The sequence below is a fragment of the Saccharomonospora halophila 8 genome, from assembly GCF_000383775.1.
GTDB classification, from domain to species: domain Bacteria; phylum Actinomycetota; class Actinomycetes; order Mycobacteriales; family Pseudonocardiaceae; genus Saccharomonospora; species Saccharomonospora halophila.
Map to the genome: position 1 here is coordinate 1 of NZ_KB912531.1, position 2,658 is coordinate 2,658.

Annotated in this window: 2 protein-coding genes and 1 pseudogene; 1 reads left to right on the forward strand and 2 read right to left on the reverse strand. The window is 73.1% G+C overall.

The features are described 5' to 3' along the window. Nucleotides 1-627, reverse strand: a 627-nt coding sequence (locus tag SACHA_RS0109575) for a tetrahydrofolate dehydrogenase/cyclohydrolase catalytic domain-containing protein (RefSeq protein WP_019809225.1), incomplete at its 3' end; no start/stop codon positions are given. Continuing rightward, nucleotides 624-1,652 carry a DMT family transporter gene (locus tag SACHA_RS0109580; RefSeq protein WP_019809227.1) on the reverse strand — a complete coding sequence of 343 codons (1,029 nt, stop codon included), beginning with the start codon at nucleotides 1,650-1,652 and terminating at the stop codon, nucleotides 624-626. The genes SACHA_RS0109580 and SACHA_RS0109575, both read right to left, overlap by 4 nt. A 124-nt stretch (nucleotides 1,653-1,776) precedes the next feature. On the opposite strand from SACHA_RS0109580, the pseudogene SACHA_RS25205 reads away from it, so the two are divergent. After that, nucleotides 1,777-2,658, forward strand: a pseudogene (locus tag SACHA_RS25205) (hypothetical protein); the annotation flags it as partial.

The following is a 2,658-nucleotide window of genomic DNA, read 5'->3' on the forward strand; positions in this document are numbered from 1 at the left end:
CGCCACCACGACGTCGGCCCCGCGCACCTCGGCGGCGAGGTCGCGCGTGCCGGTGTGGCACAGCGTCACCGTGGCGTTCTCGCTGCGGCGGGTCAGCAGCAGTCCCAGGGTCCGGCCCACGGTGATCCCCCGGCCGATGACGGCGACCCGCGCGCCGTTCAGCGGCACGTCGTAGCGGCGCAGCAGTTCGAGGATGCCCAGCGGCGTGCACGGCAGCGCACCCGGCTGGTTCAGCACGAGTCTGCCCAGGCTGATCGGGGCCAGCCCGTCGGCGTCCTTGTCCGGGTCGATCCGTTCGAGCACGGCGCCCGGGTCGATGTGGTCGGGCAACGGGAGCTGCACGATGTAGCCGGTGCAGGCCGGGTCGGCGTTCAGTTCGTCGATGACGCCGAGCAGGTCGTCCTGGGAGATGTCCGCGGGCAGGTCCCGGCGGATCGAGGTGATCCCGACCTTCTCGCAGTCCGCGTGCTTCATCCGCACGTACTGGGCCGAGCCCGGATTGTCGCCCACGAGCACGGTGGCCAGCCCCGGTGTGGCGCCCTGTCCGGCCAACGCCGTCACGCGGGCGGAGAGTTCGGAGTAGATCGCGTCCTTGGTGGCTCTGCCGTCCAGAATCGTCGCCGTCACGTGCGCGATTCTCGCAGAACCGCGCCGGTTCGGCCGCGCCCGCCCACGGAGGCCACGGCGACGGCGAGCAGGGCGACGGCACAGCCGAGGACGGTGCTCGCCCCGACCCCGACGTCGGCGGCGGGCACGAACAGGTCGAGCAGCACCGACCCGACGAGTTGCCCGGCCACCGAGGCCAGCCCCAGCAGCAACACGCCGATCCGGGGCACCAGCAGCGCGGCCGTGGCGATGAACACCACGCCCACCAGGCCGCCGAGGTACAGCACGGGGTTGGCGGGCCAGGTGACGGGACCGCCCCCCAGCGCCAGCGTGCCGAGCCAGGCCGGCACCAGCACGGCCGTGCCCGCGGTGAAGTTCACCAGCGCGGCCGTGAGGGGACTGCCCGCGACGGCACCGACGTGGCCGTTGAACGCCTGCTGCAGCGCCATCCCGCCCCCGGCGACCAAGGGCAGAACCAGCAGCCACGCGCTCCCGGCCTCCGCGTCGCCGAGGCCACCGGTCACCGTGCCCGCGATGGCGAGCACCGTGAGCACCGCGCCGACGACCCGTGGCCGGGACGGCGCCTGCGCACCCCCCGGGCCGAGTCCGGCCTTGTCGACGAACAGCCCGCTGACCGTCTGTCCCGCGACCACCCCCACGGTGAACAGGGCGACCCCGATCACCACCACCGTGACCGACTGCCCCAGCACGAGCGTCGCACCGGCCAGCCCGCCGAGCAGGTGCCACGGCCGCAGTCCGCCCGTCCGCAGTGCCGAGGTGACGCGACCGACCCCGCGGCGCATCCGGGGTGCTGCCGCGAGCGCGCCCAGCAACACCACCAGCCCCCCGCCGAAGGAGATCACCGCGGCGAGCACCGGGTCGGCCAGCTCCGCGGCGAGCTGGCCGTTGATCCTGCTCTGGACCGCCATCCCCACGCCGACGAGGACGGCGAGACCGGTCCCGAGGATCTGCTTCGCGCGTACGGACGGCAGGTTTGCGGCGTTCGGGGGAGGTTCGGCGTCGCCGGGGGCACGCGGAGTAGTCATCAGGGCCGATTGTCCGCGAGGGTTGCGCGGTCAGGTTGCCTCGTTGAGGTGAACTGTGGCGCTCCGCACTCGATGTGCCGCCCAACGGGACGTAGGTTCGTTCCGCTACGGCGACGTTGTCCACATGTGCCGTGCATCCGTGGCGTTCTTTGGTCAAGATGTGGGCGTGGCACTACCGACCCAGCTGAACGCAACCGAGCAGGACACCCTGGTCAAGCAGATCGGCCTCTCCTTGCTGCGGGCGGCCCCGAGCGACTGGCGCCGGGTGACCGTCGAGTACCGCGCCGTGGGGAGGTACCACGAACTCACCGGGGAACTCGTCCTCGCGGACGACACCGCCCGGGAGTGGGTCGCGACCCACGACATCGCCGACCTGTTCGGCCGTCTGCGCACCGGCATGTACCGGGAGGGCCGGGGGACGTGGTTCAACGCCCGCTACCAGCTCGACCACCCCTCCAGCTACAACCTGGAGTACGACCGGGACGAGCCGCAGTGGGACCTGACCCCGCCGCCGCAGGCCTACGCCGACGAACTCCGGATGTTCCCCCGGGACGAGGAGAACGTGCCCGACTGGCTGATGCGCCGGATGGCGGGGATCGGCCCGGAACGCCCCGGGCCGCGGTTCCGGGCCGCGCGGATCTTCGACGGCACGGACGAGGCCGGACGGCCCGTGCTCGACCGTCCCGACCCCGACCCCGCCGAGACGGACCGGCTGCTCGCCTACCTCGACGGCGCTCCGGTGGTGGTGCCCGGACGCGGTCTCGACATCGACCGGCTGTCCCCGGCCGCGGAGAGCGCCGTCCCCATCGCCTTCCACAGCGACGGCAGCTGGATCTGGCCCGCGGCCGTGAACTACTACCTGCGTGAGCACGGCGTGTGTCCCGAGCCGGAGCTGCTGGACCACATCCGCGCGAACGGGTACGCGGTCCCCGAGGCCGACGACGCCACGCTCCGGGCGGCGGCCGCCCACATCACCCAGGGCGCGGGCGCGGCGCCCCAGCGGCCC